General features: G+C 56.1%; 25 protein-coding genes. 2 read left to right on the top strand and 23 right to left on the bottom strand.

Features of this window, described 5'->3' with window-relative positions:
- Positions 1 to 60 precede the first annotated feature (60 nt).
- From BSP75_RS01620 to BSP75_RS01610, 3 genes are all read right to left on the bottom strand, one after another.
- The gene (locus tag BSP75_RS01620; protein ID WP_253186596.1) at positions 61 to 954 is read right to left on the bottom strand and encodes a reprolysin-like metallopeptidase; all 894 of its coding nucleotides are present in this window, start codon (positions 952 to 954) and stop codon (positions 61 to 63) included.
- Positions 955 to 1,412: 458 nt separating this feature from the next.
- Positions 1,413 to 1,742: a hypothetical protein gene (locus tag BSP75_RS01615; RefSeq protein ID WP_075111998.1), complete on the bottom strand. Its 330-nt coding sequence runs from the start codon at positions 1,740 to 1,742 to the stop codon at positions 1,413 to 1,415.
- The gene (locus tag BSP75_RS01610) at positions 1,739 to 3,742 is read right to left on the bottom strand and encodes a reprolysin-like metallopeptidase (protein WP_075111997.1); all 2,004 of its coding nucleotides are present in this window, start codon (positions 3,740 to 3,742) and stop codon (positions 1,739 to 1,741) included. The genes BSP75_RS01615 and BSP75_RS01610 overlap by 4 nt, the downstream gene beginning before the upstream one ends.
- Before the next feature lie 222 nt (positions 3,743 to 3,964).
- Between BSP75_RS01610 and BSP75_RS01605 the strand changes: the two genes are divergently transcribed.
- On the top strand, positions 3,965 to 5,176 hold the full coding sequence (locus BSP75_RS01605) for an RsmB/NOP family class I SAM-dependent RNA methyltransferase (RefSeq protein ID WP_075111996.1): 1,212 nt from the start codon (positions 3,965 to 3,967) through the stop codon (positions 5,174 to 5,176).
- Between the two features lie 80 nt (positions 5,177 to 5,256).
- Here BSP75_RS01605 and BSP75_RS01600 read toward each other — a convergent pair whose 3' ends face one another.
- The 6 genes from BSP75_RS01600 to BSP75_RS01575 form a co-directional block, all read right to left on the bottom strand.
- Positions 5,257 to 5,652: a RidA family protein gene (locus BSP75_RS01600; RefSeq protein ID WP_075111995.1), complete on the bottom strand. Its 396-nt coding sequence runs from the start codon at positions 5,650 to 5,652 to the stop codon at positions 5,257 to 5,259.
- Between the two features lie 70 nt (positions 5,653 to 5,722).
- Positions 5,723 to 8,017, bottom strand: coding sequence for a formate C-acetyltransferase (pflB, locus tag BSP75_RS01595; RefSeq protein WP_075111994.1), 2,295 nt, complete (start codon positions 8,015 to 8,017; stop codon positions 5,723 to 5,725).
- A 44-nt stretch (positions 8,018 to 8,061) separates the two neighbouring features.
- Positions 8,062 to 9,270 (bottom strand): propionate kinase, encoded by a 1,209-nt coding sequence (gene tdcD / locus BSP75_RS01590; RefSeq protein ID WP_075111993.1) that lies wholly within the window; start codon positions 9,268 to 9,270, stop codon positions 8,062 to 8,064.
- Between the two features lie 199 nt (positions 9,271 to 9,469).
- Positions 9,470 to 10,804 carry a threonine/serine transporter TdcC gene (gene tdcC / locus BSP75_RS01585; protein WP_042656213.1) on the bottom strand — a complete coding sequence of 445 codons (1,335 nt, stop codon included), beginning with the start codon at positions 10,802 to 10,804 and terminating at the stop codon, positions 9,470 to 9,472.
- Between the two features lie 11 nt (positions 10,805 to 10,815).
- Complete coding sequence (gene tdcB / locus BSP75_RS01580; RefSeq protein ID WP_042656214.1) at positions 10,816 to 11,820, bottom strand: bifunctional threonine ammonia-lyase/L-serine ammonia-lyase TdcB; 1,005 nt, start codon at positions 11,818 to 11,820, stop codon at positions 10,816 to 10,818.
- Positions 11,821 to 12,205: 385 nt separating this feature from the next.
- A complete protein-coding gene (locus BSP75_RS01575) occupies positions 12,206 to 12,550 on the bottom strand; it encodes a Grx4 family monothiol glutaredoxin (RefSeq protein WP_042658726.1) in 345 nt (114 codons plus the stop codon).
- Positions 12,551 to 12,838: 288 nt separating this feature from the next.
- On the opposite strand from BSP75_RS01575, the gene sodB reads away from it, so the two are divergent.
- Entirely contained in the window at positions 12,839 to 13,423 is a 585-nt protein-coding gene (sodB, locus tag BSP75_RS01570; protein WP_075111992.1) for a superoxide dismutase [Fe], read from the top strand.
- A gap of 109 nt (positions 13,424 to 13,532) precedes the next feature.
- Here the strand turns inward: sodB and BSP75_RS01565 are convergent, their stop codons facing one another.
- From BSP75_RS01565 to BSP75_RS01500, 14 genes are all read right to left on the bottom strand, one after another.
- Positions 13,533 to 14,345 (bottom strand): VacJ family lipoprotein, encoded by an 813-nt coding sequence (locus BSP75_RS01565; RefSeq protein WP_075111991.1) that lies wholly within the window; start codon positions 14,343 to 14,345, stop codon positions 13,533 to 13,535.
- 85 nt (positions 14,346 to 14,430) lie between these two features.
- Positions 14,431 to 15,699, bottom strand: coding sequence for a c-type cytochrome biogenesis protein CcmI (ccmI, locus tag BSP75_RS01560; RefSeq protein WP_075111990.1), 1,269 nt, complete (start codon positions 15,697 to 15,699; stop codon positions 14,431 to 14,433).
- Positions 15,696 to 16,175 (bottom strand): cytochrome c-type biogenesis protein, encoded by a 480-nt coding sequence (locus tag BSP75_RS01555; protein ID WP_075111989.1) that lies wholly within the window; start codon positions 16,173 to 16,175, stop codon positions 15,696 to 15,698. The genes ccmI and BSP75_RS01555 overlap by 4 nt, the downstream gene beginning before the upstream one ends.
- 11 nt (positions 16,176 to 16,186) lie before the next feature.
- Positions 16,187 to 16,717 carry a DsbE family thiol:disulfide interchange protein gene (locus BSP75_RS01550; protein WP_058052852.1) on the bottom strand — a complete coding sequence of 177 codons (531 nt, stop codon included), beginning with the start codon at positions 16,715 to 16,717 and terminating at the stop codon, positions 16,187 to 16,189.
- Positions 16,714 to 18,669, bottom strand: a complete 1,956-nt coding sequence (locus tag BSP75_RS01545; RefSeq protein ID WP_075111988.1) for a heme lyase CcmF/NrfE family subunit — start codon at positions 18,667 to 18,669, stop codon at positions 16,714 to 16,716. Before BSP75_RS01545 ends, BSP75_RS01550 begins: the two co-directional genes overlap by 4 nt.
- A gap of 82 nt (positions 18,670 to 18,751) precedes the next feature.
- On the bottom strand, positions 18,752 to 19,243 hold the full coding sequence (gene ccmE, locus BSP75_RS01540) for a cytochrome c maturation protein CcmE (protein WP_042658721.1): 492 nt from the start codon (positions 19,241 to 19,243) through the stop codon (positions 18,752 to 18,754).
- Complete coding sequence (gene ccmD, locus BSP75_RS01535) at positions 19,240 to 19,446, bottom strand: heme exporter protein CcmD (RefSeq protein ID WP_042658720.1); 207 nt, start codon at positions 19,444 to 19,446, stop codon at positions 19,240 to 19,242. The genes ccmE and ccmD overlap by 4 nt, the downstream gene beginning before the upstream one ends.
- A 2-nt stretch (positions 19,447 to 19,448) precedes the next feature.
- Entirely contained in the window at positions 19,449 to 20,189 is a 741-nt protein-coding gene (locus tag BSP75_RS01530; RefSeq protein WP_005334687.1) for a heme ABC transporter permease, read from the bottom strand.
- A 170-nt stretch (positions 20,190 to 20,359) separates the two neighbouring features.
- Positions 20,360 to 21,028 carry a heme exporter protein CcmB gene (ccmB, locus tag BSP75_RS01525; protein ID WP_005353658.1) on the bottom strand — a complete coding sequence of 223 codons (669 nt, stop codon included), beginning with the start codon at positions 21,026 to 21,028 and terminating at the stop codon, positions 20,360 to 20,362.
- 4 nt (positions 21,029 to 21,032) lie between these two features.
- A complete protein-coding gene (gene ccmA / locus BSP75_RS01520; RefSeq protein WP_042060507.1) occupies positions 21,033 to 21,677 on the bottom strand; it encodes a cytochrome c biogenesis heme-transporting ATPase CcmA in 645 nt (214 codons plus the stop codon).
- Positions 21,678 to 21,875: 198 nt separating this feature from the next.
- On the bottom strand, positions 21,876 to 22,253 hold the full coding sequence (locus BSP75_RS01515) for a DUF2802 domain-containing protein (RefSeq protein WP_075111999.1): 378 nt from the start codon (positions 22,251 to 22,253) through the stop codon (positions 21,876 to 21,878).
- 28 nt (positions 22,254 to 22,281) lie between these two features.
- Positions 22,282 to 22,770, bottom strand: a complete 489-nt coding sequence (locus tag BSP75_RS01510) for a chemotaxis protein CheW (protein ID WP_005298836.1) — start codon at positions 22,768 to 22,770, stop codon at positions 22,282 to 22,284.
- A 69-nt stretch (positions 22,771 to 22,839) separates the two neighbouring features.
- Positions 22,840 to 23,712, bottom strand: a complete 873-nt coding sequence (locus tag BSP75_RS01505) for a chemotaxis protein CheW (RefSeq protein ID WP_075111987.1) — start codon at positions 23,710 to 23,712, stop codon at positions 22,840 to 22,842.
- On the bottom strand, positions 23,709 to 24,503 hold the full coding sequence (locus BSP75_RS01500; RefSeq protein ID WP_042060512.1) for a ParA family protein: 795 nt from the start codon (positions 24,501 to 24,503) through the stop codon (positions 23,709 to 23,711). The genes BSP75_RS01505 and BSP75_RS01500 overlap by 4 nt, the downstream gene beginning before the upstream one ends.

Below are 24,503 nucleotides of genomic sequence, written 5' to 3'. Positions count from 1 at the left end.
GAAGCCAAGGCCACAGAGGTATAGTGTGAAAAAAGCCAATAAAAACAATGCCAGTCAGGCTTAACTGACTGGCATTACGCTGTTAACCTGCAGATTCTCTTCACCACAGATCCCGGCATAGGCCATGATGGTCGAGCCACTGCCCGGCTCCCAGGCTGAATCAGCCTTGCGACCCGTCGCACAACTGTCGGCTGTGCCGTTGAAAGAGTGTTCGGCCCCCAACTGATGCCCCAGCTCATGCGCCACATAATCAATAAAGAAGGCATCGCCGACAGGCGGTGAGCCACCCGTCATGCCTCGTGAACGGCTAGAGGGGTTACACAGGGATCTCAGGGTCGCCACGCCGCCACCGGATGTCGCCAGCAGATGGCCCAAATCAAAGGTTGGATTTAACAAGATCCCCTGCTGGGTCTGGTTGGTGGCGATATCTTGAGCCGAGTTGGTAAAGGGATCCGTCGCCGGATCGGTGAAAATTACCTTGTCCGTATCGGCTGCAAGCTGAAATTCGGCCCCCACATCACGGCGATAGACTTCGTTGACCCGATTAAGCAGTGTTGCAATGGCCGAGAGTGCAGCAACCTTGGTACCACCGTGATACTGGGTATATTCCCCGGTTGCCGAGATAGCGATGGTGTAGCGCTTGCGCAAATTGCCATCGACCAGCACGGCCCGAGCGCGATCGGCCCCCAGAGAATCCAGCACCTGATCCACATCCTGTCTGCGCCAGGCATCCTGCTGCTCATAAACGGCATAGGAGAAACCGTCCTGAAGCGGATCGATGTAAAAGGTACGCCCCCGGTGAGTAAACATGCCGTGAAAACCATGCATGGTGACATCGAATCGACCGGTATCCGTGGCCTGATCGATGGCCTTGCCATTGTAGGTATTGATAGAAGGGTAACGCAGGGCCAACGCGTCAGGGAGCAGGGCATTGGGATGAACATCAAACTGCACCGTAGTGCCATCTGGGAGTGGCAAGGTCAACACACTGGCAAGATGCCCGGGTTCAAAAGGCTTGTCCGGAACGACCACTCTGACCTTGTCAGCTCGCACATCATAGGCGCCCCCCTTGCCATGCTCTCATCCATGAAGGTCCACTGGGGTTCTGCCGCAACCTGAACAGACAAACTGGTGATAATCACCGCAATGCCATGCTTCATAGAGCCTCCTTGCCCTACCTTGGTGATCCCAAGTATGGTGCAGCGTAAATGGCCGATCTGCGTGACAGACAGAAAAGAAAATCCGCACAAAACCGCTATCACGCTTAAAAATCCTGCTACTACCGATCCCCACACCTCCGGTGAAACAAGCGGACTCCCTTCAAAAGCGGAAAAAAATGAAGGCGCCATTGGCGCCTTCACGGATAACCTGGGGGCAGAAGTGCCCCTCATCTGGATGGGTATATTGACGTATTACTGCTTGTCAGCACCCGATGCTGCCGGGCAGTGCGTCACCATGAGCTGGTTATACTCGCTGGCATAAGCGCTCAGCTTGGCATGTGCCTCTTTCTGCTCGGGTCTTATCACATCACCCAACCCATCCAGATAACGCACGCCGCAGCGTGCCTTGGCTGAGGCCTGCTGCTCGGCTGCAATACCGGGGGCGAACTCTCCCCGTCCAGCTATCACGATCAGGCGGTAATCCTGCTTGGCGAGGTTTGCCCCTACCTCCTGTTCCAGCGTGCTGGCATCGACCTGACAGCCGCCGAGCATGGCAAGCAGCAACAGGGGAATTCCCCTCATGTGCGCCTCCGTTGCCAGCCGAGCAGCGCCAGTGCCAGCGTCCACAATCCGAGCGACCCGCCACCACCACCGCCACCTGAATTAGAGCCACCTTGCACCAAAGGCAGTTTGAGGGGGCTGATGGCAAAGAAGATGTTGTCGCTGCAAGCCACTTTCAGCCTGACGCTGCTGGTGAGATTGGCGGGCAGCGTCACCGTTGCAGCGCCATTGTTGGGCTGACCGGCCGCCAGGGTTGTCCAGCTCGCACCCTCATCCTGGGTCACCGAGATGTCCACCTTGCTGCAACTGATAGGTGCCACCGTAGTGCCCGCCACATCCCATGCAATGGACTGACTGCCCCCCGGCGTGAGAGTGACCCCGGAAAGTGGGCTGGTGATACGAAATGCCGCGCCGGTATTGATCACCTGCACTTTCATGTCGTCGCTGGCAACGCCACCCTGACCATCGCGCACCGTCAGTCTGAAATTGAGATCCCGATTGGTGGTCGGCCAAGCGTCCCCTTTGGCGAGAGTACCGGAGAGCAACGATGGCAAACTTGGCAAAATCCGCTCGGCAGAACGGGTGGGGGAAACAAAGCGAAACAGCGGACGGGTGCCATCGTCAACCATGGTGGCGATGCTGCTCGATTCGTTGCCCAGATCGATCTGCTCCCAGTTGTAGAGCAGAGGATCACCGTCCAGATCCGCTCCCGCCCCCTTCAGGGCAAATGGCGTATTGGCCGGGATCACATAATCGCTACCGGCGGCAGCCTGCGGGGCATTATTGCTCAACGGGAGTGTGGTTCCGCAAGTCGATACGGTCGCCATGTGCGCACGCATCCGCTCGATGGATTTGCTATGAAAATAGGGATCGCTGTGCGGCTGGATATTCTCCTCACCGCAGATGCCGGCATAGGCCATGATGGAGCTGCCACTGCCCGGCTCGAACGCCTGCCCGGTGGCCCGGTTGCCCCCACCACAACTGCCCGTTGTACCGTTAAAGGTGTGATCGGCACCGAACTGGTGGCCAATCTCATGGGCCACATAATCGATAAAAAAAGCATCCCCTACGGGGTCTGACGAACCCGTCATACCTGACGACTTGGCCCCGTAGGCGTAATAAGGCGGCATGGCATCAACACATAACACACCCAACCCCGCCAAGCCTCCGCCACCGGTGTTGAGCACATGGCCGATATCAAATGCCCCCAAATCCCCATCAGCAAAGGCCTGCGCCTGCACATCGACGTTGCGATCCGCATCCGCATCGGTGTTATCAAAGGGATCACTGGCAGGATCGCTAAAGATCACACTGTCATTACCGCTGGCCAGCACGAACTCGGCCCCCACGTCGCGCTGATAGACTTCGTTCACCCGGTTGAGCAGGGTAGTGATGGCCGCCAGGGCCAGCACCGTGGAGCCACCGTGATATCGGGTGTACTCACCGGCTGCCGAGATAGCGATGGTGTAACGCTTGCGCGCATTGCCATCAACCTGCACTTTGCGCACCAGTTTGCTGACACCCGGCCCGATTACCTTGTCGGCATCCTCTTCCAGACGGCTATGGGCATCCTTCTGGTAATAGACGGCATACCCTTCGGCATTGCGCAGCGGATCGACAAACACCATCTGGCCCTGATGGCTGAACATGGCGTGGAAACCCTGTGGCCCCAGATCGAAGCGCCCGGTATCGACCGGATGTGCCGGGTTGTAACCCTTGAAGGTACGGATCTGCGGATACTTGGCTGCAAGGTCTGCGGGCAGCACGTCGTAGGCTTCCAGCGCAAAGGTGACCTCCCCCCCATCGGGCAGCGGCAGGGTCAGCTCACTCGCCCCGGCTTGCAGTCCGGCAAAATAGTCGAGCGGCACCTTGGCAACCCGAAACTGATGGGCCCGCACCTCATAACCCTCGTCTGCTGTTGCTCTGGCGGCCACCGTGCCCCATTCACTGGCCATCAGGCTGGTTGAGCCCAGCATGCTGGCCATCAGCAAGGCCACCGTAGAGTATTTCGTCACATGCATTGTTTTTAGTCCTTGTATTAATGCAATCGCCTGAATTGCGGCCTGTACTTTATTTTTATTCGGCCACATCAATACAAAGCTGAAGCAACCCTTTCCACCATTCCCGAGTGGGAGTGTTGCGCCAACCCCGTCTAACCCCTATCATTGCGCGGATTTGTCAATTTTAGAACTGCCCCTCTTCACAAAGGTGCGGTTCATCTTTATCTGGCCAAGGTTAATCTCATGCTCAAATCCCCACTGTTGCCCCGTTTCGGGGATCTGGTCGTTGCCATTGTTGACGATGTACTCGGTCAGGGTCTCACCCTCGACCGCGCTTATGCCCGTCACTTCTCCGGCATCGAACTCAAACCGCAAGAACAGGCAAGGATTGCCCTGGTCACCGGCGACCTGCTGCGTCGTCTCAGCCTCTATTGCTTCCTGACCGGCATCCAGGTCCGTCAGGCCGAGAAGAATGTCTGGCCGCTGCTGCACAGCTGGCACGCCTTCCACAAAATTGCCCAGCCCAACAACCCGACCCTGGATCGCTTCAATGAAGAAGCATTCCGCCGCCGTCTGACCGAGGCGAAGAAGAACCCGGTATTGATGGATGGTTGCCCGAGCTGGCTGGAGAAACTGGGCAGCGAGCAACTGGGTGAAGCCTGGCCTGCCGAGCGCGCCGCCTTGGCCTGGATGCCCAAGCGTTACCTGCGGGTCAACACCCTCAAGTGCACCCGTGATGAGCTGCAGGCCATTCTGGCCAAAGAGCAGGTCACCACCATTCCGGTTGAAGGTGTGGAGACTGCCCTGCAGGTCACCTCCGACGCCGCCCTGTTCCGCACCAAGGCCTTTGCCGATGGCTGCTTCGAACAGCAGGATGCCGGCTCCCAGCTGGTTGCTGCTGCGCTGGAAGTCACCCCGGGCATGCGCGTCATCGACGCCTGCGCCGGTGCCGGTGGCAAGACCCTGCACATCGCCGCCATGATGCAGGGCAAAGGCCGTCTGCTGGCGATGGATGTGGAAGAGTGGAAGCTGGAGAACCTCAAGCAGCGCGCCCGTCGCGCCGGTGCCCACAACGTGGAAACCCGGGTCATCACCAGCAGCAAGACCGTCAAGCGCCTCAAAGAGAGCGCCGACCGCGTACTGCTGGACGTGCCCTGCTCCGGGCTTGGCGTCCTCAAGCGCAATCCGGATGCCAAGTGGCGTGATACCGCCGAGCGTCTGCCGGTGCTGGTCGCGCTGCAAGAAGAGATCCTGCAGCGTTACAGCCAGATGGTGAAGGTCGGTGGTCTGCTGGTCTATGCAACCTGTTCCATCCTGCCAGAGGAGAACCGCCAGCAGGTGGACAAGTTCCTCGCGGCCAACGAGAACTTCCGTCTGCGTGACGATCACACCGTAAGCCCGTCCGAGACCGGCTTCGACGGTTTCTACATGGCTCGTATCGAACGGATCGCCTGATCTGCCCGATGACCAGATAGAAAAAGCGGCTGCCTATGGCAGCCGCTTTGTTTTGGCTTGCTGACACCTTCCGATGGGGGCTACAGCGCAGCAATCGCCTCAATCTCGATCTTTACATCCTTCGGTAACCGGGCCACTTCCACACAGGATCGCGCCGGATACATGGCATCGTGCTTGGTGAAAAAGTCGTTGTAGACCTGATTCACCGCAGCAAAGTCGTTCAGATCAGAGACAAACACCGTGGTCTTGATGATGTTGCGCACCTGACCGCCTGCCGCCTCGACAATCGCCTGAACGTTTTGCAACGAACGCAGGGTCTGCGCCTCGATGCTTTCCGGGATCTCGCCGCTCACAGGATCCAGCGGGATTTGGCCCGACGTGAAGATCATGTTGCCGGTCACGCTGCTTAAGGTAACGCCCTGCACATAGGGACCGATGGCACCCGGTGCCGCTTTGGTACTGATAACCTGTCGCATCTTTAGCTTTCTCCTTGATTTCATATAAGTGGTCAGCCCGGAGCAAACCAGTTCACTCCGGGCACATCAATCAGATCATGTTGGTGAAGGTTCTGGAAATCACATCCTGCTGCTGCTCGCGGGTCAGGGCGTTGAAGCGCACCGCATAACCGGAGACCCGGATGGTCAGGCTGGGGTACTTGTCCGGATTGTCGATGGCATCCAGCAGCATCTCGCGGTTCATCACGTTGACGTTGAGGTGCTGGCCCCCTTCCACATCCCGCTCATGATGGAAGTAGCCATCCATCAGCCCCACCAGATTGTTCTCGCGATTGGCGGGCTCCTTGCCGAGCGCCCCCGGCACGATGGAGAAGGTGTAGGAGATCCCGTCTTTGGCATATTTGAACGGCAGCTTGGCCACCGAAGCGAGCGAAGCGACCGCCCCCTTGCGATCCCGACCGTGCATAGGGTTGGCCCCCGGCGCAAACGGCGCACCGGCGCGGCGACCATCCGGGGTGTTGCCGGTCTTCTGGCCATAGACCACGTTGGAGGTGATGGTCAGGATCGACTGGGTCGGCACCGCATTGCGGTAGGTCGGCAGCGCCTGGATCTTCTTCATGAAGCGCTCGACCAGATCGCAAGCGATGGAGTCTGCCCGCTCGTCGTTGTTGCCGTACTGGGGATACTCCCCCTCAATCACGAAATCGACAGCCAGCCCGTCAGCATCGCGCACCGGCTTGACCCTGGCGTACTTGATGGCCGCCAGCGAATCGACCGCCACCGACAGACCGGCAATGCCGCAGGCCATGGTGCGATAGACGTCGCGATCGTGCAGCGCCATCAGCGAGGCCTCATAGCTGTACTTGTCGTGCATGTAGTGGATAAGGTTGAGCGCGCTGATGTACTGCACCGCCAGCCAATCCATAAAGCTGTCGAGGCTGGCCATGACGGTCTCGTAATCCAGCACCTCGTCCATGATGGGCGCCACTTTCGGGCCAACCTGGATCTTCAGCTTCTCGTCCACCCCACCGTTGATGCAATAGAGCAGGGTTTTGGCGAGGTTGGCGCGGGCACCGAAGAACTGCATCTGCTTGCCAATCACCATGGGGCTCACGCAGCAGGCGATGGCGTAGTCATCGCTCTCGAAATCAGTGCGCATCAGGTCATCGTTCTCATACTGCAGGGATGAGGTATCGATGGAGACGCGGGCCGCATAGGTCTTGAAGGCCCGTGGTAGCCCCTCTGCCCAGAGGATGGTGAGGTTGGGTTCGGGCGCAGGCCCCATGGTCTTGAGGGTATGGAGGTAGCGGAAAGAGTTCCTGGTCACCAGCGTGCGACCATCCAGCCCCATGCCACCGATCACCTCGGTCGCCCAGATGGGGTCGCCGGAGAAGAGGGAGTCAAACTCGGGGGTGCGCAGGAAGCGCACCATGCGGATCTTCATGATGAAGTGATCGACCAGCTCCTGGGCATCCTGCTCGCTGATAAGCCCCGCCTTCAGATCCCGCTCGATATAGATGTCGAGGAAGGTGGCGGTACGACCAAGGGACATGGCACCGCCATTTTGCGACTTCACCGCCGCCAGATAGACAAAGTAGAGCCACTGCACCGCTTGCTGCGCGGTGCGAGCCGGGGCGGAAATATCACAGCCGTAGCTCGCCGCCATCTGCTTGATCTGCACCAGTGCCCGCTTGTGCTCAGCCAGCTCCTCACGCTGACGGATCACCTGCTCCAGATTCTCGCCACGTTCGAGGGCCGGTTGCAGATCAGCGAACTGCAGCTCCCGCTCACGGATAAGATAATCTATGCCATAGAGTGCAACCCGACGATAATCTCCGATAATGCGACCGCGGCCATAACCGTCCGGCAAACCGGTCAAAATTCCCGATTTTCGGCAGCGCAGCATCTCGGGTGAATAAACATCAAATACCCCCTGATTGTGGGTTTTGCGCAATTCGCTGAAGGTATATTCAAATTCGGGATCCATCTCCCGACCATATGCCTCAAAAGAGCTTCTGATCATATTTACACCACCAAACGGGTGCAGCGCTCTTTTTAGTGGTTTATCGGTTTGCAAGCCAACGATTTTTTCCAGCCCCTGTTCGATATAACCGGGTCCGTGAGCAGTAACGGTCGTAGCAATATTGGTATCAAAATCAACCGGCGCATGGGTGGCATTCTCGATGCGGATCCCATCCATCACCTTGTTCCACAAGGTGGTGGTCGCCTCGGTGGCATCGGCCAGAAACTGTTCATCACCTTCATACGGGGTATAGTTTTGCTGAATGAAATCACGAACGTTGATTTCATGTTTCCAGTTTTCACCGGCAAAACCTTGCCACGCCTGGATGTAACTATCCTGCTCCAATTGCACATCAATTTTCATTCAATAAACCTCGTTCACGATTCATGACATTACAGTTGAAATATTCAGACACACTCGGCCTGACGGATCTCTTGACCCAGGCGAATAGCATCCAGCGCAATCATTTTTTCTTCATTGGTCGGAATGACGGCAGCGAATATTGCCGAAGCAGGTGCAGAAATAATCCGGCATCCCATGGCATTGGGTTCTTTATTCAACGCCTCGCTCATGGCGATGCCAAATACCTGTAGCCGTTCGCACACCAGTTTTCTGATAAACGTGGAGTTCTCGCCAATACCGCCGGTGAAAATAACGGCATCCAGTCGGCGCAATGAGGTTGCATGACCGCCAATATGGCGGGCAATACGGTGGACAAAGGCGTGGATCGCCAGTTTCGCACCGGGGTGCCCTTCGTGATAAGCCGCCTCCAGCACCCGCATATCGGAAGAGAGGCCGGAAATACCGAGCAAGCCGGAGTGCTTGTTCAATATCCGCTCGATATCCTCGATGGATTGCCCAGTCTTGCTGGCGATATAGGCCAGCGCACCAAAGTCGATATCACCGCTACGACTGCCCATAATCAGCCCCTCCAGCGGCGTCATCCCCATCGAGGTATCAACGCTCTTGCCATCCTGCACCGCGCAAATAGAGGCGCCATTACCCAGATGAGCGATGACCAGACCAGCATCTTTGCCATTCAACCCAAGGAAGGAGACTGCCTGCTCGGCGACATAGCGATGAGAGGTGCCATGGAAGCCATAACGGCGTACACCGTAATCCTGCAAATATTGATAAGGCAGCCCATAGATATAGGCTTCCGGCTTCAAGGTCTGGTGAAAGCCGGTATCAAATACCGCAATTTGGGGCTGTGTCGGAAATAGCTGACGAGCCGCCATCACACCACTCAGATTGGCGTGATTGTGCAGGGGGGCCAAGGGTGACACCAGCTTTATTTTGGCCAAGACATGTTCATCAATGATCACGGCTTCACTAAATTCACTGCCACCATGCGCAATCCGATGACCAACCAGCACAATCGCATCCAGCAGATCGCGCTTTTTTAATTCAGCCGCAATGGCAGCCAATGCACAGGTGTGGTTATTTTCAGGTAATGACATCGCGGGCTCTTTACCCACTTGCAATTGGGGATGGGCCGTCTCAATACCATCCGCCATACCGGATATCACCACCTCACAGGATTGACTCTCCAGTACCGAGAATTTGACCGATGAGGAGCCGCAATTGATAACCAGAACCAACGAATCAAACTTCATTACATCGCCTCGAGATTAATAGTGTCGAGTCACTGCAGTCAGGGCATTTCGCCATAAACAGAGAGTCAAAAAACGGCGTGCCTTGCCCGGGGCACACATAATTGTGGCCAACGAAGAACCGGTTATTGCTCATGTCTGACTGCACCATCCAGACCCCGCCAGGGGGGCCTGAATGGTTGATGACTTGCAGAAAAGGTTTTCAGAACAGCTTGGAAACAATATTCAGGATGGTCAGCACACCGATGATGGTGACAAACAGGTTGCTGGCCTGACCTTTATATTTTGCCAGTGCCGGTGTCTTGCTCACCGCATACATCGGCAGCAGACAGAGCAGAGAGGCGATAATTGGCGCACCCATTGCTTCAATCAGGTCAAGGATGTTGGGGTTGACATAGGCGACCAGCCAGGTGGAGCCCATGATGAACAACATACTGATCATGTTCAGCTTTTTCAAAGAGACCTTGTTCTTGTCACCTTGATAGCCAAAGCGGAGGATCAGGCCGTTCAACCCTTCCAGCGTCCCCAGATAGTGGCCGAAGAAGGACTTGAAAATGGCAACCAGCGCAATAATGGATGCCGCATACTCCAGCGTGGTGGCAAACGCAGACTTGCTGCCAGTCATCGAGGAGAAGTGGTTCGCCAGATAGGAGAGTACCGGAATATTCTGGGCCTTGGCTTCCGCCATATTTTGCGGCGACAGGGTAAACAGGCAGCTGAAGGCGAAGAACATCACCACGGCAACCATCAGCATGCTGGCACCGGAGATGATTTTGGAGCAGCGCTTCTCGGTAAAATCGCGACCAAACTCGTGCTCATACTCTTCCCGCTTGGAGACAATGAAAGAGGAGACAATCGGCGAGAAGTTGAAAGAGAAGACCATGATGGAGATACCAAGCCAGACGGTAACCAGAATACCATCGTGACCAAACATGGATATTTCACTCAGATTGACCTGGTCAAATACCGCACTGTTCCAGTAAGGCACCAGCGACAGGGAGATGATGATCAGGCTGGCGATAAAGGGAAACACCAGATAGCTCATCACCTTGACCATCAGATCCTTACCGAAGTAGATCACAAAGGCCATCAACAGCAGAAGTCCAAGAGCAACAACACCCCGATTGAGCGGAACCAGTTGCAGTTGATGTTCCCAGAACGCCATAAAGGTATTGGTAATGGTGACCCCATATATCCAGAGCAGGGGGCAAATGGCAAAGAAATAGAGGAAGGTAATGACCACACCACCCATCTTGCCGAAATGCTCCTCGACAGTTTCGGTGATATTTGCGGAAGGGTTGCTGCCGGAGAGGCATAATCTGGCAAGGGCCCGATGGCAATAGAATGCGATAGGATAGGCCAATATCATCATAATCAATATCGGGATCAGACCACCATATCCGGCCCGGATCGGGAAAAATAGTACTCCGGCACCAATTGCCGTACCGAACAGACCCAACCCCCAAGTGGTATCAGATTTACGCCAAGCACGCGTATTCTCTTTACTATTACTGGTCGCAACACTGTCTAATATCATGACTGCATTCCTTACAGGCTAAATTGACGAATATTGTTCTGTTCGATAATTTCAGCAATTCGGGTCAGATCGATGTTGCCACCAGAAATAATGCTGACGGTCTTTTTACCTTCTACATAATGTTTCAGCTTGCCGCTGAGCAGTGCTGCAGAGGCAAGTGCACCCGCCCCTTCCGTAATAATTTTATTACGCTGGATCATGTCGACCATGCTGTGGCGAATATCGTCCTCGGTAACCAGCACAATATCGTCAACCAATTGCTTGACGATTTCGAAGGTCAGCGAACCGGGTCTTGCCACATCACAACCATCTGCCAGCGTGCTGCTGGTTCTGTGATTGGTCATGGTACCGGCATAGAAAGAGGCCGCCATGCCGTGCACATTTTCGGATTGCACACCGATGACCTTGATGGTCGGATTGATGGATTTGATAGCCATGGCAACGCCAGCAATCAAACCACCGCCACCAATCGGCACTATGATATTATCGACATCATATAAATCTTCGATAATTTCCAGACCAATCGTTCCCTGGCCAGCAATCACTTTTTCGTCATCGAAGGGAGGAATAAATACCCGACCTTCCATTTCAACTATTTCACTGACTTTAGCGATGGTATCGTTGAAGCTATTGCCGTGGAGGATCACTTCCGCTGAATAATCACTGGTGGCGGCAATTTTAGATTTGGGGGCGCAGCAGGGCATGACGACCTTGGCATCGATGCCAAGCATGGCACTGGAGAGTGATACACCTTGAGCATGGTTGCCGGCCGAGCAGGCGACAACACCTTTTTGCCGGTCTTCAAGACTTAATGAACTGAGTTTGTTGAAGGCACCACGGATTTTAAACGATCCGGTACGTTGCATGTTTTCCAGCTTGAGGTAAACCTCGCCATGACAACGTTCACTGATGTAATTTGAGGGTAGTTGCGCGGTCTTGTATATATGATTGGTCAGTCTTTTTTTGGCTTCAGTAATATCATGAAGACCAATGGGCAGATTGCTATACATCTTCATCGCAAATCTCTTTTTATTTATTAATTTGTAGGGTTTTATTTCACTAGGCGCAGCGATACTAGGTTTTATCATCTGCAATTAATGTGAGCATCAACACAAAAAAACATGCAAAGAGACTAGCTCATTGTGAAATTATCAAAAAATGTGACAACGGCAACACTCGAATCCCAATGGATTAGAAAATATAATCAATCATATTGAAATTATATAATTAACAACTACCAAACAAAGTGTTAAAGATTAGATTTATTAATGCACAAACTGCTCTGTCCTTCCGCTCCCTATGAGCACAGATATCCCGCTCATGATGTTTGCACCGCTCGGGTAGTTGGCAAATAAAAAAGGGAGCCTAAATGGCTCCCTTTTCAGCGATGTGAACACCCGCTTATTCTGCGGCGGCGTCATCCTGCTTGTACTTGGCGGCAGTTTCCTTGATCAGGGTCTGCAACTCGCCAGCCTGGAACATCTCGATCATGATGTCACAGCCGCCGATCAGCTCACCCTCAACCCACAGCTGGGGGAAGGTCGGCCAGTTGGCGAATTTTGGCAATTCGGCGCGGATATCCGGATTTTGCAGAATATCAACGTATGCAAACGGCTCGCCGCAGGACATCAGAGCCTGGGAGGCCTGGGCAGAGAAGCCACAGCTGGGTAGCTTGGGGGAGCCCTTCATGTAGATGATGATGGGGTTGTCAGCCAGCTGCTGCTTAATCTTTTCAATAGTTTCCATAGGTGCCTCACTAGAGCGATTTCGGCGGCCATTCTACTGCAATCTTGCCCGAGCACAAACTGACAAAGGGGTGACCCGGTTAGAATTGCGCAAAGAACCCACTCAGGCTTGATCACGATCATGGCGCCAATCAAGAGTTGTTAGGCCATCTTTGATACTGCTACAATCCCTTGGCTTTGGGCTACCCAGCCCCATCATTTTAAAAACAACTCTTTTCACATATAGAAAAGAGTACGCAATGTCTTGCAACCGTCGCCTTCGCACGGTCCAGCCAATGGAGAGTAGAAAATGGCATTCGAACTTCCCGCTCTGCCCTATGCAATCAACGCTCTGGAACCGCACATCTCCCAGGAAACTCTGGAATATCACCACGGCAAGCACCACAACACCTACGTGGTCAACCTGAACAATCTGGTGCCGGGTACCGAGTTTGAAGGCAAGTCTCTGGAAGAGATCATCAAGACCTCCAACGGCGGCATCTTCAACAACGCCGCCCAGATCTGGAACCACACCTTCTACTGGCACTGCCTCTCCCCGAATGGCGGTGGCGAGCCGACTGGCGCCCTGGCTGATGCCATCAACAAAGCATTCGGCTCCTTCGCCGAGTTCAAAGATGCCTTCACCAAATCTGCCATCGGCAACTTCGGCTCCAGCTGGACTTGGCTGGTGAAGAAAGCTGACGGCTCTCTGGCCATCGTCAACACCTCCAACGCCGGTTGCCCGCTGACTGAAGCCGGTACCACCCCTCTGCTGACCGTTGACCTGTGGGAGCACGCCTACTACATCGATTTCCGCAACCTGCGTCCGAAGTACATGGAAACCTTCTGGACCCTGGTGAACTGGGAATTCGTGGCCAAGAACCTGGCTGCCTAATCAGACTCGCTTGCCAAAACGCCCCGCACTGCGGGGCGTTTTTTTATATCTAGATGGCTGCGGAAATGAATAAGGCGCCCGCAGGCGCCTTTTACATATCGAGATCCGCTTACTGGTCCAGCTCGTCCATGTATTCATCTAGATTGGCATCGTCGGCCTGCTCTTGCTGAGACGCTTTCAACTCGGTCTGCTTGCCCGTCACCTTGCCCTGGTTATATTGCAGGTAGAAGTCCTTGGTTAGCGCATAGGGGTCGAGGGAGTTGTCGATGATCCGCTCCTGATCGATCAGCTTGGCACGTGTGCCCAAGCCATCCAGTACCCAATGGGTAACCCTTAGCGGAATTGTCAGCAAGGCATAGGGGAAATAGATGGTATCAATGGTGTCACCAACCAGCTCCCGGGTGGTGGTCGGGCCGTAAACAGGCACCATGATGTAGGCACCGTCACCGATATCGGCCCTGCCCAGCACGGTATCCATCTCCAGTTTGCTACGCTCGAAGCCAGCATGTTTGGCCACATCGAAGATACCCAGCAGACCGACCGTGGTGTTGAGGGTAAAGCGTCCTAGGTTGGTGCCGGCCCCTTTCAAATCACCGATGATCAGATGGTTCACCATGCTGCTCGGTTCATCAAAGTTGGCAACAAAGTTGGAAATGCCATCCTTCACCCCCACCGGAATATAACGGGCATAGGCATGTACCACAGGACGTGCCACATAGGGCTCCAGCACATCATAGTTGATCGCCCACATGGCCCGGTTGGCCCCCTGGAAAGGGTCACGGGGATCGACCGCCGTACTGGTGGCGCCCGGATTATTCATGCCGGGATTGAGATCCAGACTCTCTGGGCCAGGCTTGGGTGGACCACCGGCACAGCCAGCCAGCAAGAGGGCTGCCAGTATGGCCCCTGAACGAAGATACATATGATTGTCCTGACGTTTTATTTTGATTTATCAGAAGTATAGATAACCCGGCCCCCATCCAGGGGCCGGGTTATCCAAAGGCATATTAGAGGGCGTGATCGATGCGGATGTCAATCGGAGCAGCAGGGATCTCGGCCGTCTTGACCGGCACGGATACTCCTTCGAAGGCTCCTTCCTTGTTCATCACATTGCCACCGCGCGAGAGACGCGCCTTGAACTGCAGCTCCGGATAGGCCGCCAGCTTGCTGCCTTCCATCATGGCATCGCCATCCCCGAGTGACAGGGTAACAGGCAGGGTTGGCCCTGCGATACGCTTCACGGCGATGGGCATTGGCGGCCCATTGGGCACCACGGCAAAGACGAAGAGATGGGCATCTTCCGGCAGCTGAATGCCCGCCGCCAACGTGACGTGGATGGGGAATTCCCCCTCCTTCACCGCGAGCGGTTGCTCTTCAATTGCGCCCGCTTTGACTGCGCCTGAATTCGTCACCTCGATGCCTCGCTGCTTGAGCTGCGCACGGGCATACTCCATGGAGCGCTCGACCATCACGTAACGGGGGGTACCTTTCTCCATCAGTGGCAACATCGCCTGCCAGCGATCCAGCGCGGTCTGGAAGTCCTCTTTTTGCAGCGCCATAAAGGCATAGACGGAGCGCGCTTCGATATTGTCCGGATCCTGAGCGATAGCAGCCTGCAACAGGGCATCCGCTTGCGCCTCATCCCCCGTCATCATCAGCGCCTGCGCGTAGGGCACCGCCACCAGCGATTTCTGGGGAGCAAGTGTGTAGGCCCGCTCCAGCGCCTCGCTGGCCATTTCGGGATCATTGCCATCCAGCGCCAAACGCCCCAGCAGCAACCAGCCGCGGTAGTCATTCGGTTCATCCTTGAGGCGGGTACGCAGTGCCAGGGTGAAGTCCAGCAGATCCTGCTCGGTCACCTGGGCGTCGCGCTCCACCAGAATGCGGTTGCTCAGCTCGCCAAGACGGCTGCTGGCATCTTGCCAGCGACTCACCTCTTGCCAGGAGCCCAGCTTGTAGTAGAGCCCCAGACTCACCACCACCAGCACCAGCACACCCGGGATCCAGATCAGACTCTTGCCACTGCGGGCGGTCTGCTCCACATCGGGAATATCATCCAAGAGGCTTCGTTGCAGCTCGACCAGCGAATCGGACTCCTCGGCCAAGACACCCTGGTCACGCTCTTCACCAATCTCCAGCAGCCGCTGGCGATAGAGCTGTTTGTTGAGCGCCGAGCGACTGATGCTCTGTTTGCCTTCACCACGCCACAGCGGCACGACGAGCGCCAGACTCACCAGCACCAGCAAGCCCGCAATCACTATCCAAAAAGCGGTCATTGTTTCTCTTCCTCTTTGAGCAGCTCGGCCAGTCGGCGCTGCTCCTCCTCGCTCAGGGCGTTATCCAGTTGTTTTTTCACCGCAGGGACCCGGCGGCTGCGCATCACGACCACAGCACCACCGATCAGGATCACCAGCAGCGGGCCGAGCCAGAGGATCAGGGTGGAAGCCATCAGGGGCGGGTTATAGAGGATAAAGTTGCCGTAGCGGGCCACCATATAATCCACGATCTCCTCTTTATCCTTGCCCTCGCGCACCATCTGGTAGGTCTTGTCGCGCAAGTCCTTGGCCAACCCCGCATTGGAGTCGGCGATATCCTGGTTCTGGCACTTGGGGCAGCGCAGCTCCTTGGTCAGTTCGCGAAAGACCTGCTCCTGATTGTCGTTGTCGAAGGTGTAGACATCGATAGCGGCCATGGCGGGTGCTTGCACCACCCATCCCAGCAACAGCAGCAGGGAAGCAATCAATACTCTCATCAGGACTCCCCTCACTTCATGGCATCAAAGATGGGTTTGAGGGTCGACGCCCAGTTCTCGGGGTTGATATCCCCCACGTGGCGATACCGGATGATCCCCTTGCTGTCGATAAAGAAGGTTTCCGGCGCGCCATATACCCCGAGATCCAGTCCCAGCATGCCGTCCGGATCATAGAGGTTGACCTGATAGGGGTTGCCCAGCTCCGCCAGCCATTTGATTGCCTTGTCGCGCTCATCCTTGTAGTTCATGCCGATGATGGGAATACCCTGCCCTGCCAGCTGTTTGAGGTAGGTGTGCTCGCCATAGCAGGTCGGGCACCAGGTAGCCCAGACGTTGAGCAGCATGGGGCGACCGGTCAGGATACTGCGATCGTGCTGTCTGTTCAGATCGTAAATGTCCTGCAGAGTGAACACCGGCACCTCTTTGCCCACCATCACGGACTCAAGCTTGGTGGGATCGGAGTAGAGCCCTTTGAACAGGAATACAGCCCCCAGCAAAAAGACGATAAAGGGGATTAAAAACAACCAGGTCTTTTTGTTCATGCCTTGGCCTCCTCCTCACGACGGCCGAAACGGTAACGCTTGTCGAGCATCGCCAGCACGCCACCGATGGCCATAAAGACGCCGCCGAACCAGATCCAGCGCACAAACGGCTTGTAGTAGATCCGCACTGCCCAGGCCCCGTTGTCGAGCTGTTCCCCCAGCGCCGCATAGAGATCACGGGTGATACCGGCATCGATGGCTGCTTCGGTCATCGGCATCCGGGTCACCTTGTACATCCGCTTCTCGGGCTTGAGCAGGGCGACCTGCTTGCCATTCTTGTGCACTTCCAGCACGCCCTTGAAGCCATCATAGTTGGGGCCGTTCTTCTCTTTGATCCCGGCAAAGACGAACTCGTAATCGGCAAAGTGCACCCGATCACCCGCCTGCATCCGCAGATCCTTCTCGATGCTGTAATTCTGGGTGCAGGCGATACCAATGATGCTGACTGCCAGCCCCACATGGCCAAGAATCATGGCCCAGTGGCTGTTGCCAAGCTTGCGCACACCGACTGCAAAGCTGTGCTTGTGGGTCGCTCGCGCCCAGGTCTCCTGCACGCTGGTGACGATAATCCAGGCCCCCAGCCCAATCCCTACCGCCGCCCACGGCTTGAAAGTTCCGGCAAAGAGCAGCGGCAACAGCAAGGCAGCGGCCAGACTCAGCACCAGTGCAACGAGCACCTTGCTTTTGAGTTCCCCCAGATCCTGACGACGCCAGCGAAACAGCGGACCAATCCCCAGCAGCAGGGCAAACGGGATGATCAGCCAGCTGTAGATGTGGTTAAAGAAGGGAGTACCGATAGAGATGCTCCCCAGCCCCAGCTCCTTGTGCACCAGCGGCAACAAGGTGCCAAGCAGCACGGTCAGCAGACCCGCCACCAGCATGATGTTGTTGCAAAGCAGCAGGGTCTCGCGACTCCACAGCTCGTGTTTGCCGTGGCTCTTCACCTGCGAGCCTTTAAAGGCAAACAGCAGCAAGGATGAGCCGATCACCGCCAGCAGGAAACCGAGAATAAACAGACCGCGGGTCGGATCGGAGGCAAACGCATGCACCGACACCAGCACGCCGGAGCGCACCAGGAAGGTACCGAGCAGGCTCAGCGAGAAGGCAGAGAGGGCCAACAGCACGGTCCACGCCTTGAAGGTGGCACGCTTCTCGCTCACCGCCAGCGAGTGCAGCAGGGCGGTACCCGCCAGCCAGGGCATAAACGAGGCATTTTCTACCGGATCCCAGAACCACCAGCCCCCCCAACCGAGCTCGTAGTAGGCCCACCAGGAGCCGAGCACGATGCCGAGAGTCAGGAATACCCAGGCCGCCATGGTCCAGGGGCGCGACCAGCGGGCCCAGGTCGCATCGAGACGACCGGTCATCAGCGAGGCAATGGCGAAGGCAAACGCCACCGAAAAGCCCACATAACCCATGTAGAGCATCGGCGGATGGAAGATGAGACCCGGATCCTGCAACAGCGGATTGAGGTCACGGCCATCGACCGGGAAATAGGGCAAGGTGCGGGTGAAGGGATCGGAGGTGAACAGCACGAACGCGGTGAAGCCGACCGAGATCAGCCCCAACACGCCGAGTACCCGCGCGACAGCATCGAGCGGCAGACGGCGACTGAACATGGCTACCGCCGCAGTCCAGCCACCCAGGGTCAGTACCCACAGCAGCAGGGAACCTTCGTGGGCACCCCACACCGCCGAGATGCGATAGGCCAGCGGCAGCAGGCTGTTGGAGTTAGTGGCCACATATTGCACGGTGAAGTCGTTATCGATAAAGGCCCAGGTCAGGCAGAGAAACGACAGCAGCAGCAACAAGAACTGGGCATAGGCGAGCGGACGGGCCGCCGACATCATGCCAAGACGCCCCCAACTGGCGCCAAGCAGCGGGTAGCTGCCCAGCAGCAGGGCGGTGGCAAAGGCCAGGATCAGCGCAAACTGACCTAATTCCGGGATCATGAAGGCATTCCTTTCAATTGAACGGTGACAACAGCCGCATCACGCACGGCAGGCAAAGCGAAAAAGGCAACCACCACAGGGATCACTGCTTGGCTCCCTTCAACTGCGCCTCGGAGTACTCCGGCTTGAAGTGCATGCCGTTGGTGGCATCGGCCACTTCCGGCGGCATGTAGTTCTCATCGTGCTTGGCCAGCACCTCGAACGCCTCTACGGTCGTGGCATCCTTGAGGGTGCCCTGGGCAACAATCCCCTGCCCTTCACGGAACAAGTCCGGCAGGATGCCGTCAAACTCGACCGTCACCAGATGACCGCCGTTATCCACCAGCTTGAAGGCCACCTTGAGGCTCTGGGGATCCCGCTGCACCGATCCCGGCACCACCAATCCACCGATGCGCAGGCGCTGCCCCTCTTCCGGCTTGATCTTGTCCGGCCCCTTCCCCTCCACCAGCTCGCTCGGGGTGTAGAAGAGGTCGATATTCTGACTGAGGGCGTAGAGTACCAGCCCGCTGACGGTCGCCAGACCCAGGGTGATGGCCAGAATGATGGTGAGGCGTTTTTTGCGTCTCGGGTTCATAGGGTGTTCTCCATCTGCCGGGCCGCCTTGCGACGGGCCTCACGCGCCTGTTTGCTGCGCAACTCGCCGAGCAGGCTGCGGGTTTTCATGCGGGTAGAAATGATGATGCCGACCAGACACACCAGCGTCAGACCAAATGAGAGCCAGACATAGAAGGCGTAACCGCCCATCGCCATAAAATCACTGAAAGAGGCAAAGTGCATGCTTACTTCTCCTGCTCTGCAATCTCTTTGACCCAGGGACGGTGCCACTCCCGCATCAGGAGTTCATTGCGAAAACGCATCAGGGTCAGGGCCCCGAGAAACGCGGCAAACGCCAGGATCATGATCAGCAGCGGCCAGAGCATCTCGGGTGAAATGGACGGTTTGTCAAATTTGGTGATGGTAGCCCCCTGATGCAGGGTGTTCCACCACTCCACCGAGTAGTGAATGATGGGCAGGTTGATCACCCCCACCAGCGCCAGAATGCCAGCGGCACGGCCAGCAACCACCTTGTCGCTGAAGGCGTTGTAGAGGGCTATCACGCCGAGGTAGAGAAACAGCAGGATCAGTTCAGAGGTGAGCCGTGCATCCCACACCCACCAGGTTCCCCACATCGGCTTGCCCCAGGCGGCTCCGGTAAAGAGGGCGATAAAGGTAAAGACGGCGCCAACCGGGGCAATGGCTGCAACCGTCATGTCCGCCATCCGCAGTTGCCACACTAGGCCGATAAAGGCCGCTACCGCCATGGTGGAGTAGGCCCCCATGGAGAGAATGGCGGAAGGCACGTGGATATAGATGATCCGAAACGAATCTCCCTGCTGGTAATCCGCTGGCGCAAACGCGAGGCCCCAGACAGTACCGATCACAAACGAGAGCAGACTAATCACCGCAAACCAGGGCAACAGCGTGCCTGCCAGCTGATAGGCCCGCTCCGGTTTGGCATAAGGGTGCAACCATTTCCACATAGCTCACAAAACCTTTTTGTTATTAATCGTTTGGCGAGGCCTACCATACCGACCACGGGGCAGCATCAAATACCCCGAAAGCAATAAGCGGCGCTCTCCTTGATCCATCGCAACATTATTTTTTGCAAAAAGACTCCGTTCGGAGCCAAATCCGGTTCAGCACACAGCCATCAGTTGAGGCTGACCCGCAACGCCGCCGACACAGCCAGCGGCGTCAGCGTCAAAGCCCCCACCAGCATGGCGGCCAGAATCGCAAGCTGCCCGCCATAGGGCAAGCTCATCCCCGCGGCATCGATGGCTGAGGTGGCAAAAATCAGTACCGGAATATAGAGCGGCAGGATCAGCAGACTGAGCAATACCCCGCCTTTGCGCAGCCCCACCGTCAACGCGACACCGACCGCGCCGAGCAGGCTCAATACAGGAGTGCCAAGTGCCAGCGTCGCGACGACGGCCAGATAGGTGTTCATATCCAGCGACAGCAAAATCGCCAGCAAGGGAGAGATCAGCAGCAGCGGCAAGCCGGTCAGCAGCCAGTGAGCGACCACTTTCGCCAGCGCCAGCAAACCCAGCGGGTGCGGCATCAGCATCATCTGCTCCAGCGCGCCATCGGCAAAATCGTCGCGAAACAGCCGCTCCAGCGACAGCATGGCCGCCAATAGCGCCGCCACCCAGATAATCCCCGGGGCAATACGGGCCAGCAGCTTGGGCTCCGGGCCAATGCCTAACGGAAACAGAGTGATGACGATGAGGAAAAACCAGAGCGGATTGAGAATATCGGAACGCTGGCGCAGGGCCATCAGTAGTTCACGGTGAATAAGGTGCATAACAGCGCGCAACATGGCGTTACTCCTGCAATGTCGAAGCGAAGGGGGTCAACGAGATACTCTTCAGCCGTCCCTGCATCATGGTCAGATCCTGATGGGTGGTGAGGATCACCATGCCGCCCCGCTCGGCGTGGGCCAGAAAGAGCTGCTCGAGCACCTTGACCCCCTGCTTGTCGATGGCAGTAAAGGGCTCATCGAGGATCCAGAGCGCAGGTTTCTGTGACAGCCAGAGTCTGGCCAGGGCCACACGACGTTGCTGGCCGGCAGAGAGTTGCCCGGTCGGGTTCTCTTCAAACCCGGCCAGCCCTACCCGGGCCAATATCTGCCACAAGTCAGTCTCTGTTTGCTGCGGGTGATGCAACTGCTGGTAGAACTTCAGGTTTTCAAAAGGTGTCAGCGCCGCTTTGACACCGGGCTGATGACCGAGATAGAGCAGATTGGCATGATACTCATCACGACAGTGACGAATATTCTCCCCATTCCAGCACACCTCACCGGCAAACGGCTGCGACAGCCCGGTCAACAACCGCAACAGACTGGTCTTGCCAACACCGTTGGGGCCTTCAATTTGCACCAGATCGCCGGGCGCAACAGAGAAAGAGAGGTGTTCAAACAGAGTGCGATCTTCGCGCACGCAGCTCAGATTGTTAACTTGAAGCAGCATGGGGATTTTTTCAGAGAAAATGAAGCGGTCTGCATCTTAACACAGTATTGGAATGCGTCTTTTCAAAGATGCAACAATTGAACTGACTGGCGACCGGGATCACAAAGAAAATGCGGTAGAAACCATCCGCTCAACGCAGTCGGGGGACAAGCGGCTGCACGCCATAAAATTCAGGAAGGCAATTGCCTTCCTGAATCATCAAGAGCGACCTTTTCGCAACGATATCAAGAGCTCGGCCTCTGCCTTTGGCAACTCGCACTCACTCATAACCTCATCAAGATCGGCGCCCAGTTCGACCATCTTGGCCGCTCGGCTGTAGAGCCTGCGCTCGGGATCCTGCAGGGTCAGCTCTTGCTGGCGATCATTGACCTGCTGCATCGCCCCTTCAACCGACTGCAGACGCTGCCCCATGCCAATGGCACCGGTATGCAGCTCCATCATCTGCTTGCGCAAGCTTTCCAGCTGACCTTGCAGCGTTGCCACACTGGCCTCGGACTCCTGCTTGCTGCGCTTGCTCTTGAACCAGATATAAAAGGCAAACACCAAGGCAATCAGGGACAACCCCAAGGCAACCATCTCGATTATCAAAACATCACCTTACTTATCAGAGGGAACCGATATCTTCCCACTCTTCATCAGAGAGCAGCTTGTTCAAGTCAACCAGGATCAGCAGTTGACCATCGCGGTTGCTCACCCCTTGAATAAACTTGGCGCTCTCTTCAGTGCCGACCGCTGGTGCCGCATCGATCTCGGAAGAACGCAGATAAACCACTTCTGCCACGCTGTCGACCATGATGCCGATCACCTGCTTCTCGGCCTCGATAATCACAATGCGGGAGTTTTCACTCACATCACCGGAAGGCAGACCGAAACGGGAACGGGTATCGATGACAGTCACCACATTGCCGCGCAGGTTGATGATCCCCAGTACGTACTCAGGCGCACCCGGCACCGGCGCAATTTCGGTGTAGCGCAACACCTCCTGAACCTGCATCACATTGATGCCGTAGGTTTCGTTTTCCAGTTGGAAGGTTACCCATTGCAGCACTTCATCTTCGGCCAGATTCTGTGCAATATTGCGCTTTTCTGTCATGTTTTTATTCCTTTTATGAAAACGTCTACTGCTAAAACTAGCAATAAAACAGCTCGATTGCAGAAGTTATCAGCGACCTTCTATGTTCACCCCACGCTCCAGCAACAGGAGCAGTTCGCGAACATGTAACAGGGCACACATTTTTTCTTTGACCATGCCAGCCAACCAGGGGCGCTTGCCCTCCTGATGGCGCCACTTCACCTGATCACGGTGTAACAATTCGGTCCCTTTCAGGTGATGACACGCCAGCCCCCAAGGGGATTCACCCAACATAATCAGATACTTGTAATCATCCATCTCGAGATGCTGACCCGGCATGACCCATTGAGCCGTATCGACCACATTCATCTTCTGCTCGCGGGAGGTCATGATCCCCTTGTACCAGCCAGGCTGGCCAAACAGGGAGGTGATCTCACCCAACTGATGAATACCACCGAGCTCGGTCAACGGCACCGCAAACGTCACGCCAGCGACTTCAAAAAAGAGGGCCTGAAACTCTTTGCCGGTATCGATATTTTCCCAGGCAACAGGTTCACTGGCCTCTACCGGAGCAACCTCCAGCGCCGTCTCGGTCAGGATAGTGGTATGAGGCTCTGCAACTTCGGGAGCCAGCACTTCAGCTGGCCATTCCGGCTCAACCGGCAACAGTGACTCTTCCGCTACGATTTCTAGCGGAGCCGTGAGTGTCACTTCCTGAGTGAAAGCATCATTCTCAAACTGGACTTGTCCTACCTGCGCCAGTAACTCACCGAGCTGGGCAAGCCGTGGATCGCTTTCGAGGTAAGGTGCAGCCACCACGTCGGGGACGCTCTGGGGCTGACGTTGCAATTGCAGAACCGGGGCAGATTGAACCTCTTCCACCTCATCCAACACCAGCGGCTCATCGAGCAGCAGGGAGTGGAAATAGTCATCCATCGCCCGGACTTGAATGGTATCTCTCATGGCGTCACCTCATGAACCCGTTGCCGCTCAAGGGCATCAAGATGGTTGAGCAGCGTTTCGTATGCATAGGTTCCGCGACTCCCGGGAGAATAGATAGACGGGGGGATATGCAGCAAGCTGGCATCCCGAAACTTGGTATCAATCGGGATCACTGCATTCCACACCGAATCACCGTATTGATCCTTGATCGATTTCAAGGTCATCAGAGAGGCACGGGTGCGCTTGTCGAACATGGTCGGGATCACGGTATAACGGAACTTGTCACGCTTGGAACGCTGCATGATCTCGAATGTTTTCATCATCCGCTCCAACCCCTTGAGGGCCAGAAACTCGGTCTGGACAGGCACCAGAATGCGATCGCAGGCAGCCAGCGCGTTGACCATCATCACCCCCAGCACCGGCGGGCAATCGATCAGCACGTAATCATATTGATCCTGAATGCGCAGCAGTGCCCGCTTCAGTACCAATCCCATTCCCTCACGATTACCCATTACCCGATCAAGGGTCGCAAGGGTAATTGAGGCAGGCAGCAAATGGATATTTTCAAACTTGGTTCTGAGCGTCAGTTTATTGACAAGCTCGGCGGTCGGTTTGACAGCCTGAAACAGCTCATAGAGAGTGCCATCCAGACGATCGGAATCAAAATCAAGATATGCAGTCAGCGAGGCATGGGGATCGGTGTCAATCAACAGCACCCGCTGGCCACGCTGGGCCAGGATCCCGGCAAGCGAGACCACTGTGGTGGTTTTACCCACTCCACCTTTCTGGTTGGCAACCGTCCAAACAATCAC

The sequence above is a fragment of the Aeromonas sp. YN13HZO-058 genome, from assembly GCF_001921245.1.
Lineage (GTDB): Bacteria > Pseudomonadota > Gammaproteobacteria > Enterobacterales > Aeromonadaceae > Aeromonas > Aeromonas allosaccharophila.
This window is presented reverse-complemented; position numbering and strand designations above follow the sequence as displayed.